Origin of the sequence: Pseudomonas fragi (assembly GCF_002269505.1) — a bacterium.
GTDB classification, from domain to species: domain Bacteria; phylum Pseudomonadota; class Gammaproteobacteria; order Pseudomonadales; family Pseudomonadaceae; genus Aquipseudomonas; species Aquipseudomonas fragi_D.
Genome location: NZ_NQKQ01000005.1, coordinates 96709 through 120286, shown reverse-complemented (window position 1 = coordinate 120286; position 23578 = coordinate 96709). Strand labels below are relative to the sequence as shown.

General features: G+C 57.9%; 28 protein-coding genes and 1 tRNA gene. 3 read left to right on the top strand and 26 right to left on the bottom strand.

Annotated features, from left to right (window positions below; all coding sequences use genetic code 11):
• Positions 1-25 precede the first annotated feature (25 nt).
• From hisS to trmJ, 16 genes are all read right to left on the bottom strand, one after another.
• Positions 26-1315: a histidine--tRNA ligase gene (gene hisS, locus CJU81_RS06740; RefSeq protein ID WP_016779612.1), complete on the bottom strand. Its 1290-nt coding sequence runs from the start codon at positions 1313-1315 to the stop codon at positions 26-28.
• Positions 1316-1337: 22 nt separating this feature from the next.
• Entirely contained in the window at positions 1338-2447 is a 1110-nt protein-coding gene (gene ispG / locus CJU81_RS06735) for a flavodoxin-dependent (E)-4-hydroxy-3-methylbut-2-enyl-diphosphate synthase (RefSeq protein ID WP_086795918.1), read from the bottom strand.
• Positions 2448-2450: 3 nt separating this feature from the next.
• Positions 2451-3452 carry a RodZ domain-containing protein gene (locus tag CJU81_RS06730; RefSeq protein WP_095035997.1) on the bottom strand — a complete coding sequence of 334 codons (1002 nt, stop codon included), beginning with the start codon at positions 3450-3452 and terminating at the stop codon, positions 2451-2453.
• Positions 3452-4210: a type IV pilus biogenesis/stability protein PilW gene (gene pilW / locus CJU81_RS06725; protein ID WP_095035996.1), complete on the bottom strand. Its 759-nt coding sequence runs from the start codon at positions 4208-4210 to the stop codon at positions 3452-3454. The genes CJU81_RS06730 and pilW overlap by 1 nt, the downstream gene beginning before the upstream one ends.
• Before the next feature lie 12 nt (positions 4211-4222).
• Positions 4223-5371, bottom strand: a complete 1149-nt coding sequence (gene rlmN / locus CJU81_RS06720) for a 23S rRNA (adenine(2503)-C(2))-methyltransferase RlmN (RefSeq protein ID WP_095035995.1) — start codon at positions 5369-5371, stop codon at positions 4223-4225.
• Between the two features lie 28 nt (positions 5372-5399).
• A complete protein-coding gene (ndk, locus tag CJU81_RS06715) occupies positions 5400-5825 on the bottom strand; it encodes a nucleoside-diphosphate kinase (RefSeq protein ID WP_016779608.1) in 426 nt (141 codons plus the stop codon).
• Positions 5826-5919: 94 nt separating this feature from the next.
• Entirely contained in the window at positions 5920-6120 is a 201-nt protein-coding gene (gene iscX, locus CJU81_RS06710; RefSeq protein WP_016779607.1) for a Fe-S cluster assembly protein IscX, read from the bottom strand.
• 12 nt (positions 6121-6132) lie between these two features.
• Complete coding sequence (gene fdx / locus CJU81_RS06705) at positions 6133-6474, bottom strand: ISC system 2Fe-2S type ferredoxin (RefSeq protein ID WP_003443365.1); 342 nt, start codon at positions 6472-6474, stop codon at positions 6133-6135.
• A gap of 3 nt (positions 6475-6477) precedes the next feature.
• Entirely contained in the window at positions 6478-8340 is a 1863-nt protein-coding gene (gene hscA, locus CJU81_RS06700) for a Fe-S protein assembly chaperone HscA (protein ID WP_095035994.1), read from the bottom strand.
• Between the two features lie 50 nt (positions 8341-8390).
• The gene (gene hscB / locus CJU81_RS06695; RefSeq protein ID WP_029611258.1) at positions 8391-8912 is read right to left on the bottom strand and encodes a co-chaperone HscB; all 522 of its coding nucleotides are present in this window, start codon (positions 8910-8912) and stop codon (positions 8391-8393) included.
• A gap of 8 nt (positions 8913-8920) precedes the next feature.
• The gene (gene iscA, locus CJU81_RS06690) at positions 8921-9244 is read right to left on the bottom strand and encodes an iron-sulfur cluster assembly protein IscA (protein WP_016779604.1); all 324 of its coding nucleotides are present in this window, start codon (positions 9242-9244) and stop codon (positions 8921-8923) included.
• 67 nt (positions 9245-9311) lie between these two features.
• Positions 9312-9698, bottom strand: a complete 387-nt coding sequence (gene iscU / locus CJU81_RS06685; protein ID WP_003443374.1) for a Fe-S cluster assembly scaffold IscU — start codon at positions 9696-9698, stop codon at positions 9312-9314.
• A 96-nt stretch (positions 9699-9794) separates the two neighbouring features.
• Entirely contained in the window at positions 9795-11009 is a 1215-nt protein-coding gene (locus tag CJU81_RS06680; protein WP_095035993.1) for an IscS subfamily cysteine desulfurase, read from the bottom strand.
• Between the two features lie 49 nt (positions 11010-11058).
• The gene (iscR, locus tag CJU81_RS06675) at positions 11059-11550 is read right to left on the bottom strand and encodes a Fe-S cluster assembly transcriptional regulator IscR (RefSeq protein WP_003443378.1); all 492 of its coding nucleotides are present in this window, start codon (positions 11548-11550) and stop codon (positions 11059-11061) included.
• 251 nt (positions 11551-11801) lie between these two features.
• The gene (gene cysE, locus CJU81_RS06670; protein WP_095029247.1) at positions 11802-12578 is read right to left on the bottom strand and encodes a serine O-acetyltransferase; all 777 of its coding nucleotides are present in this window, start codon (positions 12576-12578) and stop codon (positions 11802-11804) included.
• A 2-nt stretch (positions 12579-12580) separates the two neighbouring features.
• Positions 12581-13351, bottom strand: coding sequence for a tRNA (cytosine(32)/uridine(32)-2'-O)-methyltransferase TrmJ (trmJ, locus tag CJU81_RS06665; protein ID WP_095018331.1), 771 nt, complete (start codon positions 13349-13351; stop codon positions 12581-12583).
• 144 nt (positions 13352-13495) lie between these two features.
• Between trmJ and suhB the strand changes: the two genes are divergently transcribed.
• Positions 13496-14311 carry a type III secretion system regulator SuhB gene (gene suhB / locus CJU81_RS06660; protein WP_016779599.1) on the top strand — a complete coding sequence of 272 codons (816 nt, stop codon included), beginning with the start codon at positions 13496-13498 and terminating at the stop codon, positions 14309-14311.
• 156 nt (positions 14312-14467) lie between these two features.
• On the opposite strand, the gene CJU81_RS06655 is transcribed toward suhB, so the two are convergent.
• The 6 genes from CJU81_RS06655 to queA form a co-directional block, all read right to left on the bottom strand.
• Positions 14468-14995: a glycine zipper 2TM domain-containing protein gene (locus tag CJU81_RS06655; RefSeq protein ID WP_095001472.1), complete on the bottom strand. Its 528-nt coding sequence runs from the start codon at positions 14993-14995 to the stop codon at positions 14468-14470.
• Between the two features lie 122 nt (positions 14996-15117).
• Positions 15118-16032 (bottom strand): protein translocase subunit SecF, encoded by a 915-nt coding sequence (secF, locus tag CJU81_RS06650; protein WP_095029248.1) that lies wholly within the window; start codon positions 16030-16032, stop codon positions 15118-15120.
• 9 nt (positions 16033-16041) lie between these two features.
• Positions 16042-17910 (bottom strand): protein translocase subunit SecD, encoded by a 1869-nt coding sequence (gene secD, locus CJU81_RS06645; protein ID WP_095029249.1) that lies wholly within the window; start codon positions 17908-17910, stop codon positions 16042-16044.
• A 66-nt stretch (positions 17911-17976) separates the two neighbouring features.
• Positions 17977-18315, bottom strand: coding sequence for a preprotein translocase subunit YajC (gene yajC / locus CJU81_RS06640; RefSeq protein ID WP_003443398.1), 339 nt, complete (start codon positions 18313-18315; stop codon positions 17977-17979).
• Between the two features lie 42 nt (positions 18316-18357).
• Positions 18358-19473, bottom strand: a complete 1116-nt coding sequence (tgt, locus tag CJU81_RS06635; protein ID WP_095036058.1) for a tRNA guanosine(34) transglycosylase Tgt — start codon at positions 19471-19473, stop codon at positions 18358-18360.
• An 11-nt stretch (positions 19474-19484) separates the two neighbouring features.
• A complete protein-coding gene (queA, locus tag CJU81_RS06630; protein ID WP_095035992.1) occupies positions 19485-20546 on the bottom strand; it encodes a tRNA preQ1(34) S-adenosylmethionine ribosyltransferase-isomerase QueA in 1062 nt (353 codons plus the stop codon).
• Positions 20547-20652: 106 nt separating this feature from the next.
• On the opposite strand from queA, the gene CJU81_RS06625 reads away from it, so the two are divergent.
• Positions 20653-20737, top strand: a tRNA-Leu gene (locus tag CJU81_RS06625).
• 147 nt (positions 20738-20884) lie between these two features.
• Here the strand turns inward: CJU81_RS06625 and CJU81_RS06620 are convergent.
• Positions 20885-21256 carry a hypothetical protein gene (locus tag CJU81_RS06620; protein WP_095035991.1) on the bottom strand — a complete coding sequence of 124 codons (372 nt, stop codon included), beginning with the start codon at positions 21254-21256 and terminating at the stop codon, positions 20885-20887.
• 145 nt (positions 21257-21401) lie between these two features.
• Here CJU81_RS06620 and CJU81_RS06615 point away from each other — a divergent pair, with 145 nt between their 5' ends.
• Positions 21402-21731, top strand: coding sequence for a hypothetical protein (locus tag CJU81_RS06615; RefSeq protein WP_095018329.1), 330 nt, complete (start codon positions 21402-21404; stop codon positions 21729-21731).
• Here the strand turns inward: CJU81_RS06615 and CJU81_RS06610 are convergent, their stop codons facing one another.
• The 3 genes from CJU81_RS06610 to CJU81_RS06600 form a co-directional block, all read right to left on the bottom strand.
• Positions 21732-22115: a c-type cytochrome gene (locus tag CJU81_RS06610; protein WP_095029253.1), complete on the bottom strand. Its 384-nt coding sequence runs from the start codon at positions 22113-22115 to the stop codon at positions 21732-21734.
• A gap of 92 nt (positions 22116-22207) precedes the next feature.
• Entirely contained in the window at positions 22208-22768 is a 561-nt protein-coding gene (locus CJU81_RS06605) for a DUF924 family protein (protein ID WP_095035990.1), read from the bottom strand.
• Positions 22769-22797: 29 nt separating this feature from the next.
• Positions 22798-23415, bottom strand: a complete 618-nt coding sequence (locus tag CJU81_RS06600) for a LysE family translocator (RefSeq protein ID WP_016779589.1) — start codon at positions 23413-23415, stop codon at positions 22798-22800.
• Positions 23416-23578: the final 163 nt, after the last annotated feature.

Genomic DNA, 23578 nt, shown 5'->3' with positions numbered 1-23578 from the left:
TCGCTAAATCGGCTGTTTTGCAGCTTCAACCCTGCACAATGCAGGTGGCCAAGTGCTCAGCTAGAGCATCCCAGGCAATCGTTTGTTGTTCGCCCTGGCCACGCAGGGGTTTTACACCTACCACTTGCTGGGCCAATTCGTCGTCACCCAGGATCAGCGCATACAGTGCGCCGCTCTTGTCAGCCTTTTTGAACTGGCTTTTAAAGCTGCCCGCACCGGCATTGATCTGCAGGCGCAGGTTCGGCAGTTGGTCACGAACACGCTCGCTCAACGCCAGGGCGGCCAGTTCAGCGGCCTCACCGAAAGCGCACAGGTAAACATCGACCTGACGTGCGATTTCTTCGGGGATTTGCTCAAGGGTTTCGAGCAGCAGGATCAGGCGCTCGATGCCCATCGCGAAACCGACACCGGCAGTAGGCTTGCCGCCCATCTGCTCGACCAGACCGTCATAACGGCCGCCCGCACAGACGGTGCCCTGGGCGCCCAGTTTATCGGTCACCCATTCAAATACGGTTTTGCTGTAGTAATCCAGGCCACGAACCAGTTTCGGATTGATCGTGTACGGGATACCGGCGGCATCGAGGCGTGCCTTGAGGCCCTCGAAGTGCACGCGGGACTCTTCGTCCAGATAGTCCACCAGCTTCGGTGCATCGACCAGAACAGCCTGGGTATCGGCATTCTTGGTGTCGAGCACACGCAGCGGGTTGGATTTGAGACGGCGCTGGCTGTCTTCGTCAAGCTCGCTCAGACGCGAGGACAAATACTCGACCAGGGCGGCACGATAGCGCGCACGGGCTTCGCTGGTGCCCAGGCTGTTGAGTTCGAGCTTGACCGCGTCGCGGATACCCAGCTCGCCCCACAGGCGCCAGGTCAGCACGATCAGCTCGGCATCGATGTCCGGACCATCAAGGTTGAACACCTCGACACCGATCTGGTGGAACTGGCGATAACGGCCTTTTTGCGGGCGCTCGTGACGGAACATCGGGCCGATGTACCAGAGTTTTTGCACTTGGCCGCCACCGGTGATGCCGTGCTCAAGCACAGCACGCACGCACGCCGCGGTACCTTCAGGACGCAGCGTCAGCGAATCGCCGTTGCGGTCTTCGAAGGTGTACATCTCTTTTTCGACGATATCGGTCACTTCACCGATCGAGCGCTTGAACAGCTCGGTGAATTCGACAATTGGCATGCGGATCTGCTTGTAACCGTAGTTATCCAGCAAACGCGAAACCTTGCTTTCAAAGTAGCGCCACAGAGGCGTCTGCTCCGGCAGGATGTCGTTCATGCCACGAATGGCTTGCAAAGACTTGCTCACAATAAATCCTTTATTCGTCTGGTTAGCCGCGCGCGATAACGGCTGCGTCAGCTTCGACCTTTTCGGCCGCCTTCTGCCGGATCAGTCTTTCGAGCTCATCCACCAGATTGTCATTCGTCAGTTTCTGCGACGGCTTGCCGTCGATGTAAATCAGGTTGGGTGTACCACCGGTGAGCCCCACATGGGCTTCCTTGGCTTCACCCGGGCCGTTGACCACACAACCGATCACGGCAACATCCAGCGGCACCAGCAGGTCTTCGAGGCGAACTTCAAGTTCGTTCATGGTTTTCACCACGTCGAAGTTCTGCCGCGAGCAGCTTGGGCACGCAATAAAATTGATGCCACGCGAGCGCAGGTGCAAGGACTTGAGGATGTCGTAACCGACTTTTACTTCCTCAACCGGGTCTGCTGCCAGGGAGATGCGGATGGTATCGCCAATTCCTTCGGCGAGCAGCATACCTAGGCCCACGGCAGATTTCACTGTGCCTGAACGCAAACCACCGGCTTCGGTAATGCCCAAATGCAGCGGCTGGACGATTTCCTTGGCCAGCAGACGGTAGGCTTCAACCGCCATAAACACGTCGGAGGCTTTCACGCTGACCTTGAAGTCCTTGAAATTCAGGCGCTCAAGGTGCTCAACGTGACGCAGTGCCGATTCGACCAGAGCGGCCGGCGTCGGTTCGCCGTATTTTTTTTGCAGGTCTTTTTCCAGGGAGCCGGCGTTTACACCGATACGGATTGGGATACCCCGATCGCGTGCAGCATCAACCACGGCACGCACGCGGTCTTCACGACCGATATTGCCCGGGTTGATTCGCAGGCAATCCACACCCAGCTCCGCAACGCGCAGGGCGATACGGTAATCGAAGTGGATATCGGCGACCAATGGCACCTTGACCAGTTGCTTGATCCGGCCAAACGCCTCGGCCGCGTCCATATCAGGCACGGAAACCCGCACGATATCGACGCCCGCAGCTTCCAGACGGTTGATTTGCGCAACGGTTGCAGCGACGTCATTGGTGTCGCTGTTGGTCATGCTCTGTACAGCAATAGGGGCGTCGCCACCTACAGGCACATTGCCGACCCAGATTTTGCGAGATTCGCGACGCTTGATTGGTGATTCGCCGTGCATGACTTATTGACCCAACTTCAGGCGAGCAGTCTCGCCACTGGTGAAAGGAGCGACGTCCACAGGCTGGCCGTTGTAGCTCACCTGAGCACCGCGGGCATAGCCCAGGCGCAAGCTCAGTGGTGGCTTGCCGCTCACTTCTAGATTTTCGCCCTTGCGCTTCAAGCCGCCGAACAGCACTTTGCCCGTGCCATCGGTGACTTGAGTCCAGCAATCAGCGGTGTATTGCACGCTTACTTTGCCAGCACCGGCTACCGGGGCGCTAGCCGTGGCTGCAGGTGCGGCTGGCGTTGCAGGTGCCGCTACCGGCGCAACAGCAGCAGGTGCAGGTGCAGGCGCCGTTACAGGAGCAGGCTGAGCTGCAGTGGCGGCTGGCGTCTGGGACTCAGCGGGTGCAGCACCCGGCAGCGCCAGTGCGGTGGTTGCACCCTGCTCTGGCATCGTTTCAGTCACTGGCGGGGTTTCGCCTTCGGCCTTGGCCTCGGCGACTGCCTGATCTTCAGGCTCGTCCAGCGGATGAATGCGGGTTGTGCCGTCAGCGCCTTCGACTTCAACGTGTTCCGGGGCCAGGCCGATCAGGTCCTTGGCGCGCATGGACGTCTGGTCTTGCCACCAGATAAAGCCGCCACCGATTACGGCAATCAGCAACAACAGGCTGACGATACGCAAGATGGTATGCGACACACGCACCGGCTCTTCTATGCGACCCAGGCTGTGCACGTTGCTGCCGTTGGCGTCAGTGCCGGTGTACAGGTCAAATTCACGCACCAGGGCTGCCTGGTCCATGCCCAGCAATTTGGCATAGGCGCGGATGTAGCCACGGGCAAAGGTATGCCCGGGCAGCTTGTCGAACGCGCCCGTCTCAAGGTTGCTCAGGGAGCTGGCCGTGAGATTGAGTTTCAAGGCGACTTCAGCCAGCGTCCAGCCATTGTTTTCACGGGCCTGACGCAGGGTCTCACCGGGATTGACACGAGTCGCTGCTAGAACTTCGGGTTGCGCCGCTTTCATCATTGCTCCGACAGGTATTGCTGATATTCCGGCGTGCCGGGATAGAGTCGTTGTAGTTGCTGGCCAGGGTTGGCAGTTGGGGTGCGCTCGTCGAAAACACTCGCCAGTCGCGCACCGAGCAATAGACTACGTGCATTTTGCCCGCTAAGCAGGCTAAAACGATCGTAAAAGTCACGCGCCGTCACATATTGCTTGTCCTGATAGGCCATCTCGGCCATTTCAAGCAGTGCACGGGGTTGCCGAGGGTTCAGGCGCAGGGCTTTTTCAAGCTGCTGGCGCCCCGTTTCACGCTGCCCCAACTTGAGCGACGTTATACCCAGATTTTCGTAGATACGGGAACGTTCCGGGTAAAGGTTGTCTGCCGCCGCTTTTTGAAACTGATCGCTGGCTTCCAGATAGCGCTGACGCTCAAACAGGAAGCTGCCGTAATTATTCAGAATCCGGGCATCGCCAGGCCGACCGTTCAGCGCGGTACGAAATGCCTGCTCGGCCAGGGCATATTCCATTTCAGACTGAAACACCAAGGCCAGTGCGGCGTTGGTGTCCGGGTCGTTCTTGTCGAGTTCAAGTGCCTTGCGCAAAGGGATTTTGGCCTGTTCGGTCATCCCTTGCTGCAGATAGCCCAGGCCCAGTTGAACATAGGCCTGACGCGCCTCGCTACGCCCTTTGTCGCCAGCCATCGAGCTTGAGTCGCCCGATGACACGCAGCCAGCCAAAAAGCCGACCAAAACAACCGGGAGCGCAGCGCGCAGGATCATGGATGTCCTCTCTCAGGGCGCAGAGGCAGCGTTTTGCGCTGTATCGGCGTCGGCACTCAGCTCACGGGCCGCGATCAGGCGCGAACTGCGGCGAGTACGGTCATTGACCTGCCCTACCAGTTGCCCGCACGCCGCATCGATGTCTTCACCACGGGTGGTGCGCACAGTCACGTTGTAGCCGGCCTGTTGCAACAGTTCCTGGAAACGGCGAATGGCGTTGTTGCTCGGGCGCTCATAGCCGGAATGCGGGAACGGGTTGAACGGGATCAGGTTGATCTTGCACGGTGTATCTTTTAACAGCTCGATCATTTCGCGGGCGTGATCAACATGATCGTTCACGTCCTTGAGCAAGGTGTATTCCACGGTCAACACGCGCTTTTCGCCCAGGGTCGCCATGTAGCGGCGGCAGGAATCAAGCAGCATGGCCAGCGGGTACTTCTTGTTGATCGGCACCAATTGACTGCGCAATGCGTCATTGGGTGCGTGCAGCGACAACGCCAGAGAGACGTCGATGTGCTTGGCCAGCTCATCGATCATCGGCACCACGCCCGAGGTAGACAGGGTCACCCGGCGCTTGGAGATGCCATAGCCCAAATCATCCATCATCAGATGCATGGCGGCGATGACGTTGTCGAAGTTCAGCAGCGGCTCGCCCATGCCCATCATCACCACGTTGGTGATGGCACGATCGATGGTTGCCGGGACGCTGCCAAAGGATTTGTTGGCAATCCACACCTGGCCAATCACTTCGGCGGCGGTGAGGTTGCTGTTGAAGCCTTGCTTGCCGGTGGAGCAGAAACTGCAGTCCAGGGCACAGCCAGCCTGGGACGAAACGCACAAGGTGCCACGTTTGCCCGAGGGAATATAAACGGTCTCGACGCAGCTGCCGGACTCTACACGTACCACCCATTTACGGGTGCCATCGCTGGAGATGTCCTCGCTGACGACTTCAGGTCCACGAACCTCAGCAATAGCCTTGAGCTTGTCGCGCAAGGCCTTGCTGACGTTAGTCATGGCGTCGAAATCATCGACGCCAAAGTGGTGAATCCACTTCATGACCTGACCGGCACGGAAACGCTTCTCCCCGATTGAGTCGAAGAATTTCTCCATTTCCGGTTGAGTCAAACCCAACAGGTTGGTTTTGCCAGTCGTTGCAATCATGTCTTCACCCTCACTCACAAGCCAATACTTAGCGAGTGGTTACTTCAGTAGCTGCGAAAAAGTACGAAATTTCACGAGCAGCAGCGGCTTCAGAGTCGGAACCGTGAACAGCGTTAGCGTCGATGGATTCAGCGAAATCAGCACGGATAGTGCCGGCAGCTGCTTCTTTAGGGTTGGTAGCGCCCATCAGCTCGCGGTTCAGAGCGATAGCGTTTTCGCCTTCCAGAACCTGAACAACAACAGGACCGGAGATCATGAAAGCAACCAGGTCGCCGAAGAAGCCGCGCTCGCTGTGCTCAGCGTAGAAGCCTTCAGCTTCAGCTTTGGACAGTTGCTTCAGTTTGGAAGCTACAACCTTCAGGCCAGCGTCTTCGAAACGGGTAACGATCTTGCCGATAACGTTTTTAGCAACGGCGTCAGGCTTGATGATGGAGAAAGTACGTTGAACAGCCATGGTGTAACTCCAGAAACAGTGATTTAAGCGAAAAATTAAACCCGCGAATTATACGCGGGTTCTTGGGTATTGCATAATTACGTGCGTTGCAAGCTTAGTCGGCTTCTTCGATCCACAAACCCTGGATGGCTTCGAGAACCTTCTCGCCACCCCGATCAGGGATATCGTCAAACTCCGGCAGCGCCATGACCAGATTGCGCAGCGTGACGAAATTCACCGAGAGCGGATCGACATCCGGGTGAGCTTCAGCCAGCTGGATCGCGATTTCCTGCACATCAACCCATTTAAGGCTCATGACAATTCCTTATCAGTGCGGCGCTTCGGCAGCATGGTTGAGCGAGTACTTCGGAATCTCGACAGTGATGTCTTCAGTGCCAACGCGGGCCTGACAGCTCAGGCGCGAAGTCGCTTCCAGACCCCATGCTCTATCAAGATAGTCCTCTTCCAGCTCGTCAGCTTCGTTCAGCGAGTCGAAACCCTCGCGAATCACGCAGTGACACGTTGTGCACGCGCAAACACCACCGCAGGCACTTTCGATTTCAATGTGGTTGTCGTGGGCCACTTCGAGAATGGTCTTGCCGGTCTCAGCCTCTACAACCATACCGTCCGGGCAATGCTCGGCGTGTGGCAGAAAAATGATCTGCGGCATCAGTTATTCCTCGATTTCATTCAGGTTGCGACCCGACAGGGCGGCCTTGACGGTCAAGTCCATGCGCCGGGCAGCAAAGGCATCGGTCACTTGCGACAGACGCTTGGTCTGCTGCTCGATGGCGTAACCATCGGTGCCTTTCAACAATTCGGACAGTTCCTGCATTCGCAGCTCGATCACCATGCGCTCTTCGGCATCCAGCAAACGCTCGCCATCGACTTCGAGGGCTGCTTGCACAGCCTCGATCAGACGCTGGGCATCCACCTGATGTTCACGCAATACGCGGGCAACCTTGTCGTCGCTGGCGTACTGGAACGAATCCTTGAGCATTTTGGCAATTTCGCCGTCAGTCAGGCCATAGGAAGGCTTGACCTGGATATTGGCCTCAACGCCTGAACCCAGTTCACGAGCCGACACACTGAGCAAACCGTCGGCATCGACCTGGAACGTCACGCGAATTTTAGCGGCACCGGCTACCATCGGCGGAATGCCACGCAATTCAAAGCGCGCCAGGGAACGGCAATCGCTGATCAGCTCGCGCTCGCCCTGCAGTACGTGAATCATCATGGCCGTCTGGCCATCTTTGTAGGTGGTAAAGTCCTGCGCGCGCGCCACCGGAATCGTGGTGTTGCGCGGGATGACCTTTTCCATCAGGCCGCCCATGGTCTCAAGACCCAGCGACAGGGGAATCACATCAAGCAGAAGCAGCTCGCCGCCATCGCGCTTGTTGCCGGCCAGGGTATCGGCCTGGATCGCAGCACCAATGGCGACCACTTGATCAGGGTCGATATCGGTCAGCGGCTCACGGCCAAACATCTCGGCAACCGCTTCGCGCACGCGAGGCACACGGGTCGAACCGCCGACCATGACCACGGCCTGAACGTCTTCAATTTCGATATTGGCGTCGCGTACGGCACGGCGGCAAGCCTTCAGGCTGCGCGCAACCATAGGCTCGATCATGGCGTCGAAGGCTTCACGGGTCAGCTCCGCCTGCCAGTCACCAAATGCAACGGCTACAGAGGACGCATCAGTCAGCGCTTCTTTTGCGGCGCAAGCAGCTTGCAACAAGGTGCGCTGGGTGCCCGGATCGAGATCAGCCGACAAACCGGCTTGTGCCACCATCCAGCTGGCGATTGCATGGTCGAAGTCATCGCCGCCCAGGGCGCTGTCGCCACCCGTGGCCAGCACTTCAAACACCCCGCCGGTCAGGCGCAGGATCGAGATATCGAACGTGCCCCCGCCCAGATCATAGATAGCCACCACACCTTCAGCCGACTGATCCAGACCATAAGCCACCGCGGCAGCGGTCGGCTCATTGAGCAGGCGCAGCACATTCAGACCGGCCAGCTTGGCAGCGTCTTTGGTGGCCTGGCGCTGAGCGTCATCGAAATAGGCCGGAACGGTAATCACCGCGCCTACCAATTCGCCACCCAAGGTCTTTTCGGCGCGCTCACGCAGCACCTTCAGGATTTCGGCAGACACTTCAACCGGGCTTTTCGGGCCTTGTACCGTGTCGATAAACGGCATGTGCGACTCACCGCCGACAAAGCGGTAAGGCAACTGCTCGCCCAATTGCTTGACGTCGGACAGACCACGACCCATCAAGCGCTTGACCGACAGTACGGTATTGAACGGGTCGCTGGAGGCCGCCAGACGTGCCGACTCGCCAACCTCGACGCGATCAGCGTGATAGCGCACGGCAGACGGCAAAATGACATTGCCATTGGCATCGGCCAGAGGCTCGGAAAGGCCGCTGCGCAACGCAGCAACCAGCGAATTGGTAGTGCCCAAGTCAATCCCCACAGCCAGACGACGCTGGTGCGGTTGAGGACTTTGGCCGGGTTCGGCGATCTGCAGTAGGGCCATCGTAATCAGGACTTATCTGTAATCAGGCGTGCCATCAGGGAAGCACGGAGTTAATCGTCGAGGCGCTCTTCTAGCTGGCGCACTTCGTAAGTTAGCTTGTCGAGGAACTGCATGCGCCGCATCAGGCGCTCGGCCTGTTCGCGCTGCGCAGCGTCATCCCAACAAGCAGCGAAGCTGTCGTTCAGTTGTTCCTGAGCGACTTTCAGTCGACGCTTGAATGCTGCAATACCGGCCATATCGGCGCTGTCATGCAAATCTTCAAGTTCTTCGCGCCACTGCATCTGCTGCATCAGAAACTCGGGATCGTGCACCGTAACTTCCAGCGGCAACTCGCCACCCTTCAACGCCAGCAGATAACGCGCGCGCTTGGCAGGGCTTTTGAGTGTCTGGTAGGCCTCATTGAGGCTGGCGGACTGTTCCAGCGCCAGACGTTGCTCGCGCTCGGAAGCATCGGCAAAACGATCCGGGTGAACACCGCGCGCCAACTCTCGATAACGCACAGCCAGCTGATCGAGGTCCAGATTGAAACCCGGTTGCAGCTCAAACAAAGCAAAATGACAAGGAGTACCCACGACTAGCCTCAGATGTTGAAGCTTTCGCCGCAGCCACATTCACCGCGCACGTTAGGGTTGTTGAACTTGAAGCCTTCGTTGAGGCCTTCCTTGACGAAATCCAGCTCGGTACCGTCGAGGTAGGTCAGGCTTTTCGGATCAATGATCACTTTTTCGCCATGGGTTTCGAAGACCTGGTCTTCTTCGCCCACTTCATCGACAAACTCCAGCACATAGGCAAGACCGGAACAGCCTGTGGTGCGAACACCCAGACGAATCCCCTCACCTTTGCCGCGCCCATCAAGGGAGCGGCGAATGTGTCGCGCAGCCGCTTCTGTCATGCTGATAGCCATCGTGACTCCTTACCTTTTGCCAGTTTCTTCACCTTGCCCGCACCACCAAGGGCACAGGCAGCACGGATCAGATCAAACCTTTCTTCTGCTTGTAATCGCGAACGGCGGCCTTGATGGCGTCTTCAGCGAGTACCGAGCAGTGAATTTTTACCGGCGGCAAAGCCAGTTCTTCAGCCAGCTGAGTGTTCTTGATGGTCTCTGCTTCATCCAGAGTCTTGCCTTTCATCCACTCGGTAGCCAGGGAGCTGGAAGCGATTGCCGAACCGCAACCATAGGTCTTGAACTTGGCATCTTCAATGATGCCCTGCTCGTTAACCTTGATCTGCAGGCGCATTACGTCGCCGCACGCAGGAGCGCCGACCATGCCGGTGCCGACATCAGGATCTTCCGCGTCCATCTTGCCGACGTTGCGCGGGTTCTCGTAGTGGTCAATGACCTTTTCGCTGTAAGCCATGGTACTAATCCTCACTCATCAGAGAGTCGCTCTTGAGACGCTGTAAAAGCTGCTGTTCGCTACGCTTACAGCGTCTACTTACGGCGACTTAAATTGTTAGTGCGCCGCCCATTCGATTTTCGAAATGTCGATGCCGTCTTTGTACATGTCCCACAGCGGCGACAAGGCGCGCAGCTTGGTAACAGCCTCGCAAACCTTCTGCGCGGCGTAATCGATTTCTTCTTCGGTGGTGAAGCGACCAAACGTGAAACGAATCGAGCTGTGCGCCAATTCGTCATTGCGGCCCAAGGCACGCAGTACGTAGGACGGTTCCAGGGAAGCCGAAGTACAGGCCGAACCGGACGACACAGCCAGATCCTTGAGCGCCATGATCAGCGACTCGCCTTCAACGTAGTTGAAGCTCAGGTTCAGGTTGTGCGGAACGCGGTGGACCATGCTGCCGTTGACGTACAGTTCTTCAAGGTGTTCAACCTGCTTGAAGAAGCGATCGCTCAACGCCTTGATACGAATGTTTTCAGCGGCCATTTCTTCTTTGGCGATCTGGAACGCTTCGCCCATGCCCACGATCTGGTGGGTGGCCAAGGTGCCCGAACGCATGCCGCGCTCGTGACCGCCGCCGTGCATGGCCGCTTCGATACGTACGCGAGGCTTACGGCTTACGTACAGTGCGCCAATACCTTTAGGGCCGTAGGTTTTGTGCGCCGAGAACGACATCAGGTCGACTTTCAGCTTGGCCAGGTCGATCTCTACCTTGCCGGTGGACTGCGCCGCATCGACATGGAACAACACGCCGCGCGAGCGAGTCAGCTCACCAATGGCAGCGATGTCGTTGATTGTGCCGATTTCGTTGTTCACGTGCATGATCGAAACCAGGATGGTGTCGTCGCGCATCGCAGCTTCAACCATGGCTGGGGTTACCAGACCATCGGTACCCGGCTCGATGTAGGTCACTTCAAAGCCTTCACGCTCCAGCTGACGCATGGTGTCGAGAACGGCTTTGTGTTCGATCTTGTCGGTGATCAGGTGCTTGCCTTTGGTGGCATAGAAATGCGCAGCACCCTTGATTGCCAGGTTGTTGGCTTCGGTCGCACCGGAAGTCCAGACAATTTCACGCGGGTCGGCATTGACCAGGTCAGCAACCTGGCGACGGCCGTTCTCAACCGCTTCTTCGGCTTTCCAGCCAAATACGTGGGAGCGCGAAGCCGGGTTACCGAAGTTCCCGTCAACCAGCAAGCAATCGCTCATTTTTTGAGCAACGCGCGGATCAACCGGGGTAGTGGCTGAGTAATCGAGGTAAATTGGCAATTTCATGGACTATCTCCTAAATCAGGCTGGCTGGCGCACCGTCGTATTTATGCAATCACTCGACGGCGGACGCTTCGATCTTATCCAGGTGCGGCGCCTTGCCATTACAGCGGCGCTGATCCTGACGCTGGGCTACTTCTTGTACCTCACGGCGAGTGACAAGATCAGCCAAGCTGATACCGCTGAGAAAATCGTGTATTTGCAAGCTGAGGTCGCACCACAAGTGGTGGGTCAAGCAGGTGTCGCCGGCATGGCAGTCGCCAAGGCCCTGGCAACGCGTTGCGTCGACCGACTCGTTCACGGCATCAATTACCTGAGCGACTTGAATGCCCTGCATGTCGCGCGACAGCTGATAGCCGCCACCCGGGCCACGCACACTGGAAACCAGGCTGCTGCGGCGCAATTTGGCGAACAGTTGCTCAAGGTAGGAAAGAGAGATGCCTTGGCGCTCGGAAATATCGGCCAGGGACACCGGCCCGTGCTGTGCGTGCAACGCCAAATCGAGCATTGCAGTTACGGCGTAACGGCCTTTTGTAGTCAGTCTCATGGACAGGTACCACGGAATTCGGAATGAGGGCGAGTATGTTATACCCGACTAATTAAGTCAACTATTAGACCTAGTACTTTAGTCGGGATTACCCGCAAAAGAGCGCGCGCATTGTAGCAGGGTCTGCGGCGTAATGGCACATGAAGCATCTGGTGTGGGAGCGAGCCTGCTCGCGATGGCGGCAGCTCGACCAGCCTCAAAGACTGCAGCGCCAGCATCGCGAGCAGGCTCGCTCCCACAACACCCAGAATCTAGACCGCCTTGCTTTCGTCCTTATCCTTAACACTTGCGAAGTCTTCTTCGCGCAGCTCAGGGAGATCTTTCGCACAGTAAGGACTGCCCAAGTCTTTTAGCGCACCGCACATCCCGTCCAGCTTGCCGTCAACCGCCTGCAAATGATCCAGCAACTGGCCAATGGCCCGCGCGACCGGGTCCGGCATGTCTTCGCTGACACCGTAGGCGTCAAAGCCGATCTTCTCGGCCATTGCCTTGCGCTTGGCCTCGGTCTCATCGTCATTTTTGATAATGATCCGCCCCGGAATACCGACCACGGTCGCACCCGGCGGCACTGCCTTGGTCACCACCGCATTGGAGCCGACCTTGGCACCCGCCCCCACCGTGAACGGGCCCAGCACTTTGGCACCAGCACCAACAACAACGCCATTTTCCAGCGTGGGGTGGCGCTTGCCCTTGTTCCAGCTGGTGCCGCCAAGGGTCACGCCCTGATACAAGGTCACGTCATCACCAATTTCGGCGGTCTCACCGATAACGATACCCATCCCGTGATCGATAAAGAAACGACGCCCGACCTTGGCCCCCGGATGAATTTCAATCCCGGTCAACCAGCGCCCGAAGTTCGATACCAGGCGCGCCAGCCACTTCCAGCCGGCCTGCCACAGTAGCGCCGACAGGCGGTGAATCCAGATCGCATGCATCCCCGGATAGCACGTCAGCACCTCAAAAGCATTGCGCGCAGCCGGATCACGGTGAAACACACTTTGGATATCTTCACGCAGACGCTCGAACATCATTAATCCTTGCGCTTAAGCAGCTCGCCACGGGCTGCTTTTTGGGTTTCGGTGAGAATGCCACGCAAAATATTCATCTCGGCACGACTGACAGCACTGCGACCATAGAGCCGACGCAGGCGCGCCATGAGGTGGCGCGGCTTTTCCGGGTCCATAAACTCAATGGCCACCAGGGTTTGCTCCAGATGCTCATAAAAGCGCTCCAGCTCATCCATGGTCGCCAGCTCGCCACTTTTAGTGGACGCCACTTCTTCTTTCTCGATCTTGCTTGGCTGCCCCTGGGCTGCCAGCCACGCCATGCGAATCTCGTAGCTGAGGACTTGCACGGCAGCGCCCAGATTCAGGGAACTGAACTCGGGATCAGAAGGGATATGTACATGGAAGTGACAGCGCTGCAACTCGTCATTGGTCAGGCCGGAGTCTTCACGACCGAACACCAGCGCGATTTCAGCGCCCTGGGCCGCCTCTGCAACCACTTTCTGCCCGCACTCGCGCGGGTCCAGCAGCGGCCAGGGGATACGGCGGTCGCGAGCACTGGTGCCAAGCACCAGATTGCAGCCCACCAGGGCATCTTCAAGGGTCGCGACAACCTGTGCATTTTCCAGAATGTCGCCCGCACCCGAGGCCCGCGCGTCGGCTTCATGGTGCGGGAACACCCTTGGCTCCACCAGAACAAGCCGCGACAACCCCATGTTCTTCATGGCACGCGCAGCACCGCCGATGTTCCCGGGATGGCTGGTATTGACCAGAACGACACGAATATTAGGCAGCAAAGGAAGCGCTCACAGACCAGCAAAAGGGAGCAAATCTTACCTAAGCAAAACGTCATAAGCTACGAAAGCTAACGCAAACCTTCATCTACCAAAGTTTTCTGATAGAATATTCGGCTTTCTTTAACAACCTTAGGTGAAACGTCCATGCAGCCCATGCTGAATATCGCGCTGCGCGCCGCCCGCAGCGCCAGTGAATTGATTTTCCGCTCCATCGAGCGCCTGGATACCATCAAGGTTGACGAAAAAGACGCCAAGGATTACGTCTCTGAAGTCGATCGTGCTGCTGAACAGAAAATCATCGACGCCCTGCGCAAGGCTTACCCGACGCACGGCATTCTCGGTGAAGAAACCGGCATGCACCCAGGCAGCGGTGAAGGTGAAGACTACCTGTGGATCATCGATCCACTGGATGGCACCACCAACTTCCTGCGCGGCGTTCCACATTTCGCCGTCAGCATCGCCTGCAAATACCGTGGCCGCCTTGAGCACGCAGTGGTACTCGACCCGGTTCGCCAGGAAGAATTCACTGCCAGCCGTGGCCGTGGCGCACAACTGAACGGTCGCCGCCTGCGTGTAAGCGGTCGCACCAGCCTCGAAGGCGCCCTGCTGGGCACTGGCTTCCCGTTCCGCGACAACCAGATGGATAACCTGGACAACTACCTGGGCATGTTCCGCAGCCTGGTTGGCCAGACTGCCGGTATCCGCCGTGCAGGCGCTGCCAGCCTGGATCTGGCCTACGTGGCTGCTGGTCGTTTCGACGCATTCTGGGAGTCGGGCCTGTCCGAGTGGGACATGGCTGCAGGCGCACTGCTGATTCAAGAAGCAGGCGGCCTGGTCAGCGACTTTACCGGTAGCCACGATTTCCTTGAAAAAGGTCATATCGTTGCCGGTAACACCAAGTGCTTCAAAGCCGTTCTGACTGCAATCCAGCCACACCTGCCAACCTCGCTGAAACGCTAAGCGAATACCGCAGACAAAAAAAGCACCCTTCGGGGTGCTTTTTTTTGGCCTTGAAATTGCCCCCTGTAGGAGCGGGCTTGCTCGCGATGACATCACCGCGATTTGCCTGACAGCCCGCGCCGCCTGCATCGCGAGCAAGCCCGCACCCACAAGAACTTAATTCAGGATCAGCTTGCCTTCCTTGTCCACGGCAATTTCATTGCCTGGCTCGTGATCCATACGCACCTTGCCTTCCTTGCCATTGAGCGAATAGCGCACGTCGTAGCCGACGACCTTGCTGCTGATGTCATTGACCGTATTGCAGCGCGTCTGGGTCGTGGTGTAGGTATCACGCTCCTGCATGCCTTCCTGCACCTTGTTACCGGCATAACCGCCACCCACCGCACCGGCAACCGTGGCAATCTTTTTGCCGTTACCGCCACCCACCTGATTACCCAGCAAACCGCCTGCCACTGCGCCAATCACGCTGCCGACGATCTGATGTTGATCCTTGACCGGCGCCTGGCGCGTCACAGTCACATCCTTGCACACCTCACGCGGCGTTTTGATCTGCTGGTTGACCGGCACAACGGCCAGCACCTGTGCAGACTCAGGGCCTTTCACCAAGCTGTAAGTGGCAAAAGCACCACCGGCTGTAACACCGACAGCACCCAGTACAGCACCCACCAGCAATGACTTGTTCACGTGAACCTCCAGACCATCTTAAGTGGGAACAGTCCCACACCAATCCTGGACTTGGAGCACAAAAAAAGGCGCGAGTTCAATAACTCGCGCCTTTTAGATAACAACGTGTCGATAACTGATGGTTATGGACGGTCGTCGATTTCCTTCTCGCTCGCCGCAGGCGGAATCAGATCCTCTGCACTGAGCTTCAGCCAGATCAGCACCACGTTAGCGATGTAGATCGACGAGTAAGTACCCGCCAGAACACCCACGAACAGGGCAATCGAGAAGCCCCACAGGTTGTCGCCACCGAAGATCAGCAATGCGGCAATGGCCAGCAAGGTGGAGATCGAAGTCGCCATGGTGCGCAGCAAGGTTTGCGTGGTCGAGATGTTGATGTTGTCGATCAGGCTGGCCTTGCGCAGCACCCGGAAGTTCTCACGCACCCGGTCAAAGACCACGATGGTGTCGTTGAGCGAGTAGCCGATGATCGCCAGCACCGCCGCCAACACCGTCAGGTCGAAGGTGATCTGGAACCACGACAGCACGCCCATGGTCACGATCACGTCGTGAACCAGGGACACGATCGCGCCGACAGCGAACTTCCACTGAAAGCGGAAAGCCAGGTACAGCATGATGCCGCCCAGGGCCATCAGCATGCCGAGGCCGCCCTGGTCGCGCAGCTCTTCACCCACCTGCGGGCCAACGAACTCGACGCGCTTGATGACCGCCGGGTTGCTGGTATCTGCCTGACCCAGCGCAGCCGCTACCTTGTTACCCAGCAACGGATCATCGCCGGGCATACGCACCAGCAAGTCAGTCGTCGCACCAAAGCTCTGCACCACGGCATCGTGGAAGCCGGCCGAAACCAGCTCGTTACGCACCTTGGTCAGGTCAGCCGGCTTCTCGTAGGTCAGCTCGATAAGCGTACCGCCGGTGAAGTCCAGGCCGTAGTTCATGCCCTTGTGGAACATGCTGAACAAGGCCAGCACGGTAAGCAGTACAGTGACGCCGAACGCTACGTTGCGAACGCCCATGAAGTTGATTGTACGTAACATGGCAGCCCCTTAAATCCACAACTTCTTGAAGTCCCGACCGCCATACACCAGGTTGACCAGTGCGCGGGTGACCATAATGGCCGTGAACATCGAGGTAAAGATACCCAGCGACATGGTCACCGCAAAGCCTTTGACCGGCCCGGTACCCATGGCGAAGAGGATCCCGCCGACCAGCAGGGTTGTCAGGTTGGAGTCAACGATGGCCGTAAAGGCACGGTTGAAACCTTCGTTGATCGCCCGCTGTGGTGTCATGCCATTGGCCAGCTCTTCACGTATACGCGAGAAGATCAGTACGTTGGCATCGACCGCCATACCCATCGTCAACACGATACCGGCAATACCCGGCAGGGTCAGGGTTGCACCCAGCACCGACATCAGCGCCAGCAGCAAGACCATGTTGCCCGCCAGTGCCACCGTCGCGATCACACCGAAGAAACGGTAGATGGCGATGATGAAGATAGACACGAACAGCATGCCCCACAGCGATGCATCGACACCCTTGGTAATGTTGTCAGCACCCAGGCTCGGGCCAATGGTGCGCTCTTCAGCGAAGTACATTGGCGCTGCCAGACCACCAGCACGCAACAGCAGGGCCAGCTCGGAAGCCTCACCCTGGCCATTCAGACCGGTAATCCGGAACTGGCTGCCCAGCGGCGACTGGATGGTCGCCAGGCTGATGATCTTTTTCTCTTCTTTGAACGACTGAACCGGTACGTCCTTCTCGACACCGTCAACCACTTGCTTGGTGTAAGTCGTCACCGGCTTCTGCTCGATGAAGATTACCGCCATGCTGCGGCCAACGTTGCTGCGCGTCGAACGACTCATCAACTCGCCACCGTGACCATCAAGCTTGATGTTCACCTGTGGACGGCCATGCTCGTCAAAGCCTGCCTGGGCATCGGTCACCTGGTCACCGGTGATGATCAGGCCACGCTCGATTTGCGCTGCAGGACGGTTGCCTTCACGGAACTCGAAGGTTTCGGAAGTGGCTTTGGAAGCGCCCGGCTCGGCGGCCAGACGAAACTCAAGGTTGGCCGTCTTGCCCAGAATACGCTTGGCTTCGGCGGTGTCTTGTACGCCCGGCAGCTCAACCACGATGCGGTTGGCACCCTGACGCTGAACCAGAGGCTCGGCAACACCCAACTCGTTGACCCGGTTACGGACGGTTGTCAGGTTTTGCTTGATGGAATATTCACGGATTTCCGCCAGCTTGGCCGGGGTCATCGCCAGACGCAGAACCGGCTGACCGTTCAGGTCTGCAGCGGTAATGTCGAAGTCATTGAAGCTTTTGCGGATCAGGCTACGCGCTTGCTCACGGGCAGCTTCATCAGTGAAGCCCAACTGAATGGCACCGTTGAGTTGCGGCAGGCTGCGATAACGCACTTTTTCTTTGCGCAACAGGCTTTTGACATCGCTCTCGTACACTTTCATGCGTGCATCGACAGCTTTGTCCATGTCCACTTCCAGCAGGAAGTGCACACCACCCGACAAGTCCAGACCCAGTTTCATCGGGTGAGCACCCAGACTGCGCAACCATTGTGGCGTGGTCTGTGCCAGGTTGAGCGCTACGACATAGTCGTCACCCAGGGCCTTGCGTACAACATCCTTGGCCGGCAGCTGGTCGTCTTTCTTGACCAGGCGCAACAAGCCACCTTTGCCGTTCTGGGCCAGGGAAGCACCCTTGACTTCAATGCCTGCATCCGTCAGCGCCTTGCTTGCGCGATCCAGATCAGCTTGAGTGACCTGCAGGGCCGTGCTCGCACCCGACACTTGAATGGCCGGATCATCAGGGTACAGATTGGGAGCGGAATAAATAAAACCGATCGCCAGCACTGCCAGGATCAGTATGTATTTCCACAGAGGGTATTTGTTCAGCATCAATCACGCCGCCCGCTTAAAACGCGGGGCGCCTTGCGCGCCCCGTCGATTGTTGAAAGTTGAAACTTAGATCGCTTTCAGCGTGCCTTTAGGCAACGTGGCTGCAACCGAGCCTTTCTGAATTTTCAGCTCGACAGTGTCAGACACTTCGATGACAACAAAAGCATCGGAAACCTTGACGATTTTGCCGGCGATACCGCCAGTGGTCACGATCTCGTCGCCTTTTTGCAGGTTACCCAACAGGGCTTTCTGCTCTTTGGCGCGCTTGGCCTGTGGACGCCAGATCATCAGGTAGAAGATGACCAGGAAGCCGACCAGGAAAATCCATTCAAAACCGCCGCCCATAGGGCCAGCAGCGGCAGGTGCAGCAGCGTCCGCGAAAGCGGAAGAGATGAAAAAGCTCATTAAGCACTCCAGTTGCAATGTTGTTTCTTAAAGGTCCGAAACTCAGTCCAAGGGCGGCACAGGCAGCCCGCGCTTGGCATAGAAGGCGTCGACAAAGGTGGCCAATGTACCCTGTTGAATAGCCTCGCGCAAACCAGCCATGAGCACCTGATAGTGGCGCAAATTATGGATGGTATTGAGCATGCTCCCCAGCATTTCGCCGCACTTGTCCAGGTGATGCAGATAAGCGCGGGAGAAGTTCTGGCAGGTGTAGCAATCGCAGGTCGGATCCAGCGGCGAATCATCATGGCGATGGAACGCATTGCGGATCTTGATGACACCCGTGTCGATAAACAGATGCCCATTGCGGGCATTGCGGGTTGGCATCACGCAATCGAACATGTCCACACCGCGGCGCACACCCTCAACGAGATCTTCCGGCTTGCCAACCCCCATAAGGTAACGAGGTTTGTCAGCAGGCATCATCGCCGGCAGGTAATCCAGCACCTTGATCATTTCGTGCTTGGGCTCGCCTACCGACAAACCGCCGATGGCCAGGCCATCAAAGCCGATTTTGTTCAGACCTTCGAGCGAGCGCTCGCGCAGGTTCTGGTGCATGCCGCCCTGAACGATGCCGAACAGGGCCGCCGTGTTGTCGCCATGGGCATTCTTGGAGCGCTGCGCCCAGCGCAACGACAGTTCCATGGAGACACGGGCAGTGTCTTCATCGGCCGGGTACGGGGTGCATTCGTCGAAAATCATCACCACGTCAGAGCCCAGGTCGCGCTGGACCTGCATCGACTCTTCGGGGCCCATGAACACCTTGGCACCGTCTACCGGCGAAGCGAAGGTAACGCCTTCTTCTTTAATCTTGCGCATGGCGCCCAGGCTGAACACCTGGAAACCGCCGGAGTCGGTCAGGATCGGGCCCTGCCACTTCATGAAGTCGTGCAGGTCGCCGTGCTTCTTGATCACCTCGGTGCCCGGGCGCAGCCACAGGTGAAAGGTGTTGCCCAGGATCATCTGTGCGCCGGTATCAACGATATCGCGGGGCAGCATGCCCTTGACCGTACCGTAAGTGCCGACCGGCATGAACGCAGGGGTTTCAACCACACCACGGGGGAAGGTCAGGCGACCGCGACGAGCCTTGCCATCAGTGGCCAGCAGCTCGAAGGACATACGACAGTTGCTCATGCTTGATCCTCTGGGGCCGGGGCTGGAGCCGTCGGCGCAGGATTGCGGGTGATGAACATTGCATCACCGTAACTAAAGAAGCGGTACCCATGCTCAACCGCAGCCTTATAGGCCGCCATGGTTTCGGGATAACCGGCGAACGCCGAAACCAGCATCAGCAGCGTGGATTCCGGCAGATGGAAATTGGTCACCAGCGCGTCGACCACATGAAAGGGTCGACCGGGGAAGATAAAGATATCGGTATCGCCACTGAACGGTTTGAGCACGCCATCACGCGCGGCACTTTCCAGCGAACGCACGCTGGTGGTACCCACGGCGATCACCCGGCCGCCGCGCGCACGGCAGGCAGCCACGGCATCGACCACATCCTGGCCCACTTCGAGCCATTCGGTGTGCATATGGTGATCTTCAAGGCGCTCGACCCGTACCGGCTGGAACGTACCTGCGCCCACGTGCAAGGTCACGAATGCCGTCTCGACGCCTTTGGCGGCGATGGCCTGCATCAGCGGCTCATCAAAGTGCAGCCCTGCCGTTGGCGCCGCGACGGCACCCAGGCGCTGGGCGTAGACCGTTTGATAGCGCTCGCGGTCCGAACCTTCGTCCGGGCGGTCGATATAGGGCGGCAATGGCATATGCCCGACACGGTCCAGCAGTGGCAATACCTCTTCGGCAAATTCCAGCTCGAACAATGCATCATGACGGGCCAGCATCTGGGCTTCGCCACCGCCATCAATCAGGATCTTCGACCCTGGTTTTGGCGATTTGCTGGAGCGCACATGGGCCAGCACACGGTGACTGTCGAGCACCCGCTCAACCAGAATTTCCAGCTTGCCGCCCGAGGCCTTCTGACCAAACAGACGGGCTGGAATTACCCGGGTATTGTTAAACACCATCAAATCGCCTGGACGCAAATGTTCAAGCAAATCAGTAAATTGACGATGTGCCAGTACGCCGCTCTCCCCGTCCAGGGTCAGCAGGCGACTGTTGCGGCGCTCCGCCAAAGGATGGCGTGCGATGAGCGAATCAGGGAGTTCGAAAGTAAAGTCAGCAACGCGCATGATAGGTTTCGTCTAGCAGGGCCGGGGAGTTTAACGGACTTGGCAAAAATAGACCAATAAGTTGTTGACCGACCTAAACCTCATCTCTATACTTCGCCGCCATTGAGCCCTGATGGCGGAATTGGTAGACGCGGCGGATTCAAAATCCGTTTTCGAAAGAAGTGGGAGTTCGATTCTCCCTCGGGGCACCAAACATAGATTCAAGGTGCCGCTCAATGCACCTTGGATACACAGAGAAACCGGCCACCGTGCCGGTTTTTTTGTGCCTGCGATTTGTCCCGCCCGGGCTGACCTGCCTGCCCCCAGCCCGTACCTCCGTCGCTCACAGGTTATGGCGTTCAAGATTGCGGAACACGCTCGATATAAGACTTGAAACACTGCCCCTTCACCTTGTTGCTGAACTTCTCTGCAGCAGCCCATTGTTTTTCTTTTGTATCTTCTACCGGGTAGGCCTGGGCTTCGCGCAAAAACAGCACGCGCATTTTCCTGGTGATGTCCGAAGGCTCATGGTAGGCATCGTAGACATAATCAACGGGCCTGCCCTCCTGTCGACTCAACATGATTGAGGCCGCATCAAGTGCCCAGCCGTCGCAATAAGACACTTCGCCGTTACTGAACTGGATAACGCCGTCCTTCATGGTCCAGGCCCCCGCTGCGCCCGCTGCGAGCAAGCCTATTGCAGCTACCAGGGCTGACGCTGTCTTGCGCATGTTCATCTTCCTTCCCTGAAAAAACCGGAGGGTATCACCGCATCAACATAAATGCTGAAAGCCTCTTGCGCTGCCCCTTGGCCTTTTTTTTCGCCAGCAGAAAAGCGATGATCGCCGCCCGGCATCAATGTAGAGGATCTTGTCGATGGAATTGCCACTGGAATCAGTCGCCCTTTATGCACTCAAGCTGGCGTACGAGTCCGAAGGGTCGAGCCCGATTTTGCGCGACGACCCGGCCATGAGCGACTATCAGCGCGATGTCTTTGCCTTTGACTTGCGCAAGGGCGATATGGGCGCCATCCAGGACAAAATCGAGCGCTGTGTGGCGCTGGCGCTGGACGCCCTGGGCGGCGCGCAAACGGTCATGGGCCGCGAACTGCAAAAGCTGGCCGCCGGTTTCAGCAGTGCACAGACCCCGGAGCAAATGCACCCGGCGCTGCTGACGCTCAATGCTTACCTCAAGGACGTGCAGTAATCACTGCCCCTGGACGGACTCAATATAGGCCAGCAGGTTATCGATCTTCTCCTGGTCGCTGATGCCCCAGAAGATCATCCGCGTGCCGCTCACCACTTTTTTCGGGGCTTCAATGTAGGCGGCCAGTTTTTCCCGGGTCCACACCACGCCTGAATTTTTCATGGCGTCGGAGTACAGGTAGCCCTCGCTGGTGCCCGCCTGGCGCCCGATCACGCCATTGAGCTGCGGGCCAAAACCATTGCGCGCGTTAACCCCGATGCTGTGGCAACCGCCACAGGTTTTGGTGAACAGCTTGCCCCCGGCTTCAGCATCCCCCGCGGCTATCGCACCGTTACTCAAAAACACGGCACAAAAGCTCAGGGTCAACACGGCTGGGTACTTCATCGGCAGCTCCATCAGGTGAGGGTGTTCAGGCTCAGGCGGCAATTATGCCTGCACGGCTGGGTCAACACCTTGCTGGTGGTCAAATTCTGCTGTTACCCCGCAAAACCGCCTTCATCCAGAAACTTGCGCTCCTGCTCGCTGGTCTCGCGCCCAAGCACATCATTGCGATGGGGAAAGCGCCCAAATCGCTGGATGATCTCGGCGTGCTCTTGTGCCCATACGCTGGCTTGCGGGCCAAGGCTGTGATGCAGTTGCAACGACAGCTGCTGGTCGGCAGCGTCTTCGGAATGCTCGAACGGCAAATAGCAGAACAGCCGCAAGTCAGCCTCAAGCGCCTTGTCCATGCCGCCATCGATCATGTGCCGGGCGTAAAAGCGCGCCAGCGAGTCGGTGGCAAACATATGTGCGGTTCCACGAAAGGCATTGCGCGGATATTGGTCCAGCAGCAACAGCAATGCCAGAGCCCCTTCTGGTTGCGCCAGCCAGTGCTCCAGCTGGCGACTGGCGGCCAGGAAATGGGCGCTGTAAAAAGTGTCGCGAAACAAGGTGTCGAAGGCTTCATCCTTGGCAAACCAGTACTTGGGCCCAGCCTGTTTCCAGAACTCGATGACCGCCTGCGGTGTTGCCTGCTGATCCTTCTCAGTCGCTGCCACAGTTTTATCCTCGGGTAGTTGGCCAAGCCTCAACTGTAGGCCTGCTCCGCCAGCAGCACCACCGCAATCAGGATCATTATCGCCCCCGATACCCGGCTGACGTTTTTTGCCGCGCCAGGCCTGGTGCGCAACACGGCGTGGGCACTGAAGCCGACCGCCAGATACACCAGCGCGCAACTGACTGCATGCAGCCCGCCCAGGGCAATGATCTGTGTCGGTATCGACCAGTTCGACAGCGGATCGGTGAACTGGGGCAAAAGCGCCAGAAACAATAACAACACCTTGGGATTCAGACCGCTGACACACAACCCCTTCCACGCCCAGCGCGACCATGAATCAGATGCCTGCCCCTGCCCGGACTGGGGCGTTGCGGGATCCCTGAGCATGCACACACCCAGCCAGAGCAAATACAGCGCCCCCGCAACGGTCAGCACGCTGAGGATCATCGGGTTACGCGCCACCAGCCCGCCCACGCCTGCCGCCACAATCACCGTTGCCAGCAAATGCCCCGAGAGCATGCCCGCCACCGCTGGCGTCACCAGCCGACCGCGCATGCCCGCAGAAATCGCATAGGCCCAGTCTGCGCCGGGGGTGATGATAAACAAGAACGATACCGCCCAAAACGCGGCCAGGACGCTGAGAGTCACGGGACATTTCCTTTCTACGCTGCAACTTTGAGGATGAGAGATGGGCCACAAGCCCCCTCGCCGCCGCCACCTGAAAAGGGGTCAGCGGGCAAAAGAAGAATAAGCAAATGCCGTCAGGATTATCTTTCGTTTATCCTAATAAAAAGCCACAACCGGGGAAGGT